This is a genomic window from Thioclava sp. UBA3469, assembly GCF_002378135.1.
Classification (GTDB): domain Bacteria; phylum Pseudomonadota; class Alphaproteobacteria; order Rhodobacterales; family Rhodobacteraceae; genus Thioclava; species Thioclava sediminum.
Genome location: NZ_DFRG01000081.1, coordinates 2,911 through 8,457, shown reverse-complemented (window position 1 = coordinate 8,457; position 5,547 = coordinate 2,911). Strand labels below are relative to the sequence as shown.

Genomic DNA, 5,547 nt, shown 5'->3' with positions numbered 1-5,547 from the left:
GCAGCTCCGCCGCAAGCGCCTCTCGGATCAGTTGCGTCTGTCGGTCGACGAAGGCCTGCGTCTTGCGCTGGTCGATCCGCTGACCGGGCTGCACAATCGTCGCTACGTGAACGCGCATCTGTCGCGCATGTCCGACCGCGCGCGCCGCACGGGCCACGGTTATGCGGTGATGCTGCTCGACCTCGATCGGTTCAAATCAGTGAACGACACCTATGGCCACGGCGCGGGTGACGAGGTGCTGGCGAGTATCGCCCGCCATCTGCGCCAAAGCCTGCGCGACCTCGATCTCATCGGTCGCATCGGCGGCGAGGAGTTTCTCGTGGCGCTGCCCGACAGCTCTCTGGTCGAGGGTTGCCGGATCTCGGAACGGCTCCGGCACGAAATCGCACAGAGCAAGATCACGCTGCCCGACGGACAAATGACGCAGGTCACCATTTCGATTGGCCTCGCCTTCGGCGGCACGCGCCATGACGATCCGCAACATCTTATCGACGAGGCCGATGCGGCGCTTCTCTGCGCCAAGGGAAGCGGTCGTAACCAGGTCTCCCTCGCCCAACACACAAACGCGGCCTGACCCAAAATAGCAGGGTCACGCCGCGCGTGGGCAGGTGATGAGACTAAGGGCTGGCGATTTTCCAAACGGCGAATGGTGATGCCCCCTTGGGGGCGCCCGTCCGCCTGACCTCAGGGCTTGGGCTTTGGCGCGTCCTCGCGGTCCTTCTTGCGTTTGTCGAACCGCGCCGCGCCCTCGCGCAGACGCTCGGCAAAGCTGTGCCGCGCCTCGGCGCTCATCGCGTCGAGCCGGTCGAGGATCAGTTGCTCGCCGATATCGACCCGCTGCACCGTCCGCGCCTTGTGTCGCTCAAGCAGCTCGGCCACCTGCGCACGATCCCAGGGCTCCGCGTCGATCGCAGCGATCAGCGCCGTCATGTCGCTGCGCGCCTGCCGCCGCATATCGCGGAACTCCGAGCCGCGCGCCTGCGCCGCCTTGCGCAGCGCATCACGATCTTCCGGGCTCAGCGCCCCGGTAAAAGCGCCGAGGCTGACATCGCCCACGACCGGGCGCGGCGGATGCCGCTCATGCGCGATCCAGCCGCCGATGAAGAACCCCATCAAAAGCAGGTTCAGCACCGCCGACCCTATCAGCGCCCAGCGCAATCCCCGGCCATTTCGCGTCTCGGCAGCCGCCATCAGAACCCTCCTTCATCGGCGAAGGCGAAGGTGTCGCCCTCGGGTAGCAGGTTGACCGTGCCGAGGCTTTCGGTCGTGCTGCTGGCGTAAAACGGGCTGAGCGCGCCGATCTCGTCGGCCCCCACGAAGCCGATCCAGACCCCGGCCAGAGCGGCCGTGACCAGACCGCCCATCGGAGCCCAGCCACCGAACGCGCCGCGAAGCGCGTCCCAGATACCGGCCAAGACGTCAGGCTTGTCGGGCGCTGCAGCGGGGCCAGAACGCGCGAAGCCCGCTTGCTCCGCCTCCGCATCGGCCAGAACCCGGGCGAGGAACCCCGCCCCGGGCTCGGGCCCACCCGCCGCGCGCGCCTCGCCGAAAAGCGTCTCCAGCGCCGCGTCGTCCAACGCGTCCGTCTCGCGATCCATGCGTTTGTCAGTCATCGCCAAACCCCAATTTCTCTCGCTGCCCCCGAAGCAGCTTGCTCAAAGCGCGTTTTCCACGCGCTGTCAGACTTTCTACGGCCTCGACGCCAGTTTCCATCGCGGCAGCGATCTCGGGATTGGACAAACCGTCGATATGTCGCAGGGTCACTGCGATCCGCTGCCGTTCCGGCAATTGCTCTAGCGCCGCTTCCAGCGCCGCCACCCGGTCGCGCGCGATCAACTCGTCCAGCGCGCTCGCGCGGTCATCGGCCACCTCTGGCGCCTCGTCCAACCCCACGCCGCGGCGCTTGCGCAGCCGGTCCGTCGCGAGGTTGGCCACCACCCGGTAAAGCCAAGTCGAGACCTTCGCCTCGCCGGCGCGCCACTCCGGCGCGATCTTCCAGAGCCGCAAGAGCCCTTCTTGCGCGACGTCCTCGGCCTCGGCCGCATCGCGCAGATAGCGATAGGCGAGCCGGTAGGCCAAGGGCCCGAAGCGCAGCGTCAACGCCCGCGCCGCCGCCGGGTCGCCCTGCGCGTAAAGCTCCAGCAGAGCCTCGTCCGAAGCCTCGTTCATCGCATCCAGTGCCATCGTCATTCCGTCAAAGGCCTAGCCTGCTTTCCCTGCGCATGCAATTTGACATGCAGCCGGGGCGCTTTTCCGCGCCCCGGCTTTTTTCACTGCTCGAAACTCAGTTCGTGGAGCGGCCCGAGCCATCCGCGGGTCCATTGCCCGGACCTTGACCTTGGCCAGCCCCGGCGCCCGGCTGCATCGGCGGCGTGCCCTGCGGGCCTTGGCCGTTCGGGCCTTGCCCCATCGGACCCTGACCCATCGGGCCGTCGCCTTGCATCATCCGCCCGTAGCCGTCGCGGTCGCCGTTCCACCCCATACGGTCATGGCCATGGCGATCCCCTTTGCCCATGCGGTCATGGCCGTGGTAATCGCCCTTGCCCATCCGGCCATGGTCGCGGCGGTCGCTCATCCGCTGCATGAACCGTTTGGCCATCTGCATCTCGTCGGCACTGATCGCCCCGTCATTGTTGCGATCCATCCGGTCGAACATGCGCGTCGGCATCGGATGCGCCATCAGTTCAGCGGCCGACAGCTCGCCATCGCCATTGCTGTCCTGCGCGGCGAAGCGCGCTTTCACGCGGGCCTCGATGCGGGCTTTCACCTTGGCCATCTCGGAATTGACGAGCTCCTCCTGAGAAATCATCCCATCGCCATTGGCGTCGAGCGCCTCGGCGTCGGCGGCCCGCTTGGCCTGAATTTCCTCCATCGTCACCTGACCGTCGCCATCGGTGTCGAAGCGGCTGAGGTCAAAGCCGAAGCCGCGCCCGCCTTGATCGCGCATCGCGCCGGGCTGCATGTTCTGCCCCATGCCATTGGCGGGGCCATTACCAGCTCCGTTGCCCGGTCCGTTGCCCGGCCCATTCCCGGGCATGACCTGCTGTCCCTGCATCTGGCTGCCGTTCTGGTTTTGCGCCACCACCGGCATTGCGAGGGTGATCGCGCTACCTGCGAGGATCGCTGCTACGAGGGTCTGCCTGTTCATGACTTTCATTCGAAACTCCTGTTCTCGCTCCCACGGCACATCTCGCGCCGTCGATGTCTAACCAAACGAGGCGCCCGCAGCATTCCGTCGCCAAACTCACGCATCCGTGATAGACCCGCCGGACTTTCCATCCGCCCCGGCTGCCGCCATACTGCCCTGCGAACGGGCGGAGAGAGACCGCCACAAGGGAGAGCGCAATGCAGTCGCAAGACGAGTATCACGATGACCGCCCGCTGGGCCGCTCGATCGGGCGGGGCCTGCGCTGTCGCTGCCCGGCCTGCGGCAAGGGGCGGATTTTGCACAGTTATCTCAAGGTGCGTGATACCTGCCCGGCCTGCGGCGAGGACCTCTCGCATCAGCGCGCCGATGACGGCCCCGCCTATCTGACGATCCTGATCGTCGGCCATCTCGCGATTCCGATGATGGCGGCCTATTTCATCGCCTTCCGCCCCGGACCGTGGGAGATGATCTGGATTTTCGGCATCGGCTCGATGGTGCTCTCGGCGGTGCTTTTGCCGCTGATGAAGGGGATGCTGGTCGGCATCCAGTGGTCGCGCCGGATGCATGGTTTTGGCGAAGGCGAAATCGTCCATGACTGACACGCGCCCCCCGGTCGACAAAACCGCGCTACGGGACGCGGCCAGCGTGATCGTCCTGCGCCGTGATGCCGATGCGGTGCCGAGCGTGTTGATGGGCCAGCGCGGTGCGGGGGCGGCCTTCATGCCCTCGAAATACGTCTTTCCGGGCGGCGCGCTCGACGCGACGGATTGGGAGGTGCCCTTCGCCTCTCCCCTGCCCGCGCCCGATCACGCGCGGCTCGAGGCCGATGCACCCGAGGGGATCGGCGGGGCGCTCGCCGCCGCCGCTCTGCGCGAATTGTGGGAAGAGACCGGGCTGGTGCTGGGCGAGAAATCCGTCTGGCCCGGCGCGGTGCCGACCGATTGGCAGGGCTTCGCCGATCTGGGCTTTCTGCCCTCGGCGGCCAATCTGCATTTCGTGTTCCGCGCGATCACGCCGCCGGGCCGTCCGCGCCGCTTCGATGCACGGTTCTTCCTGATCGATGCAGGTGCGATCCAGGGCGATCTCGACGATTTCTCCCGCGCATGCGACGAGCTTTCGCATCTGCATTGGGTGCCCCTGCCCGAGGCGCGTGCGCTCAACCTGCCCTTCATCACCGAAGTGGTGCTGGCCGAAATCGCCGCCCTCATCACCACCAAACACGCGCTTGGCACGCCGCATTCGGTGCCGTTCTTCGACAATCGCGGGCCGCGTTCGGAGTTCCGGCGGATCGGGCTTTAACGTCCCGCCAGCACGATCACGATCAGCGACACCACGACGAGCGCGATGCCTGTACCCTCGCGCTTGTGAAGTCTCTCATGGAAGACCAGCGCCGAGGCGAGCAGCGTGAAGACGATCTCCACTTGGCCCAGCGCGCGCACGAAGGCCGCGTTTTGCAGCGAGAACGCGGTGAACCAGCCCGCCGAGCCCAGAACGCCGGTGATCCCCACCAGCACCGTCCGCCGCCACGCGCCGAACACGCGGGTCAATTCGCCCGGCTCGCGCAACCGCAGATACAGCCCCATGCCGAGCGATTGCGCGAAAGTCGCGCAGGCGAGCGCGACGATGGCGCGGGCGAAGAAGTCGAGCGGCTCCAGCTCTAGTGTCGCGCCGCGATAGAAGATCGACGAGAGGCCGAACAGCGCACCCGCCCCGACGCCGTAAAGCGCCGCACGCGGGTTGAAGCCGCCTTCGGGCGGTTTGGTCAGGAACAGCACCCCCGCCAGTCCGATCGCGATCCCGATCCAGCCGATGGGGCCCACGAATTCGCCAAGGATGATCGCGGAGAACAGCGCGACCTGCACCGTCTCGGTCTTGGTGAAAGCCACGCCAACCGCGAAATTGCGCAAGCCGAACAGCGCCACCGTCAGGAAGGTCGCCGCCACCTGTGCTGCACCGCCCGCGATGACGAAACCCCAGAAAGGCCCGCTCAGATGCGGCCATGGCGTGTTCGTCGCGGCCAGAAAGCCTAGCGCCGTCGCAGCCGCGAGCGGGAAGCCGAAGAGAAAGCGTGAAAACGTCGCACCGCCCACCGAGAGCTGCGCCCCCGCCAGCAGCTTTTGCAACATGAAGCGGATGGTCTGAACGGCCGCCGCGAACAGGGTCACCCAGACCCAGAGATGCGCCGGCGCGTCGGTCACTTACTGACCTGCGTCATGTCATAGCCGTTGAAATCCATGACATCGCGCGCCGCCTTGATCAGATCGGGCCGTGGCGGGGTCTGCCGCGACAGGATCATCCCCCAACGGCCCGAAGGCGTGCCGAGCACCGCCACCCGATAGTCGAAATCGACCCAGAGCACCCAGATCGGCTCGCCGCCGAACGCGTCCTTCGCCAGCAGT

The 5,547-nt window shown here is 66.7% G+C and carries 9 protein-coding genes; 3 read left to right on the top strand and 6 right to left on the bottom strand.

Annotated elements, in window-relative coordinates:
• On the top strand, window positions 1-574 hold a 574-nt coding region (locus B3D39_RS06970), incomplete at its 5' end, for a diguanylate cyclase (RefSeq protein WP_286789545.1).
• Between the two features lie 110 nt (window positions 575-684).
• Here the strand turns inward: B3D39_RS06970 and B3D39_RS06965 are convergent.
• The 4 genes from B3D39_RS06965 to B3D39_RS06950 form a co-directional block, all read right to left on the bottom strand.
• Window positions 685-1,191 carry a periplasmic heavy metal sensor gene (locus B3D39_RS06965; RefSeq protein WP_274962768.1) on the bottom strand — a complete coding sequence of 169 codons (507 nt, stop codon included), beginning with the start codon at window positions 1,189-1,191 and terminating at the stop codon, window positions 685-687.
• Window positions 1,191-1,613: a dihydroorotate dehydrogenase gene (locus B3D39_RS06960; RefSeq protein ID WP_152843636.1), complete on the bottom strand. Its 423-nt coding sequence runs from the start codon at window positions 1,611-1,613 to the stop codon at window positions 1,191-1,193. Before B3D39_RS06960 ends, B3D39_RS06965 begins: the two co-directional genes overlap by 1 nt.
• The gene (locus B3D39_RS06955; RefSeq protein WP_075774043.1) at window positions 1,606-2,190 is read right to left on the bottom strand and encodes an RNA polymerase sigma factor; all 585 of its coding nucleotides are present in this window, start codon (window positions 2,188-2,190) and stop codon (window positions 1,606-1,608) included. The genes B3D39_RS06960 and B3D39_RS06955 overlap by 8 nt, the downstream gene beginning before the upstream one ends.
• Before the next feature lie 94 nt (window positions 2,191-2,284).
• A complete protein-coding gene (locus tag B3D39_RS06950; RefSeq protein ID WP_274962769.1) occupies window positions 2,285-3,157 on the bottom strand; it encodes an EF-hand domain-containing protein in 873 nt (290 codons plus the stop codon).
• Between the two features lie 188 nt (window positions 3,158-3,345).
• On the opposite strand from B3D39_RS06950, the gene B3D39_RS06945 reads away from it, so the two are divergent.
• A complete protein-coding gene (locus B3D39_RS06945) occupies window positions 3,346-3,747 on the top strand; it encodes a DUF983 domain-containing protein (RefSeq protein ID WP_274962770.1) in 402 nt (133 codons plus the stop codon).
• Window positions 3,740-4,447: an NUDIX hydrolase gene (locus B3D39_RS06940; RefSeq protein WP_274962771.1), complete on the top strand. Its 708-nt coding sequence runs from the start codon at window positions 3,740-3,742 to the stop codon at window positions 4,445-4,447. Before B3D39_RS06945 ends, B3D39_RS06940 begins: the two co-directional genes overlap by 8 nt.
• Here B3D39_RS06940 and B3D39_RS06935 read toward each other — a convergent pair.
• Together B3D39_RS06935 and B3D39_RS06930 are read right to left on the bottom strand one after the other, a co-directional pair.
• Window positions 4,444-5,346: a DMT family transporter gene (locus B3D39_RS06935; RefSeq protein WP_274962772.1), complete on the bottom strand. Its 903-nt coding sequence runs from the start codon at window positions 5,344-5,346 to the stop codon at window positions 4,444-4,446. The two genes, B3D39_RS06940 and B3D39_RS06935, sit on opposite strands and share 4 nt — an antisense overlap.
• On the bottom strand, window positions 5,343-5,547 hold a 205-nt coding region (locus tag B3D39_RS06930), incomplete at its 5' end, for a lipocalin family protein (protein ID WP_286789544.1). The genes B3D39_RS06930 and B3D39_RS06935, both read right to left, overlap by 4 nt.

Bases quoted from the DNA above. Each gene is read 5' to 3' on its own strand.
- B3D39_RS06965 (WP_274962768.1), bottom strand. From the start codon at position 1,191: ATGGCGGCTGCCGAGACGCGAAATGGCCGGGGATTGCGCTGGGCGCTG.
- B3D39_RS06960 (WP_152843636.1), bottom strand. From the start codon at position 1,613: ATGACTGACAAACGCATGGATCGCGAGACGGACGCGTTGGACGACGCG.
- B3D39_RS06955 (WP_075774043.1), bottom strand. From the start codon at position 2,190: ATGACGATGGCACTGGATGCGATGAACGAGGCTTCGGACGAGGCTCTG.
- B3D39_RS06950 (WP_274962769.1), bottom strand. From the start codon at position 3,157: ATGAAAGTCATGAACAGGCAGACCCTCGTAGCAGCGATCCTCGCAGGT.
- B3D39_RS06945 (WP_274962770.1), top strand. From the start codon at position 3,346: ATGCAGTCGCAAGACGAGTATCACGATGACCGCCCGCTGGGCCGCTCG.
- B3D39_RS06940 (WP_274962771.1), top strand. From the start codon at position 3,740: ATGACTGACACGCGCCCCCCGGTCGACAAAACCGCGCTACGGGACGCG.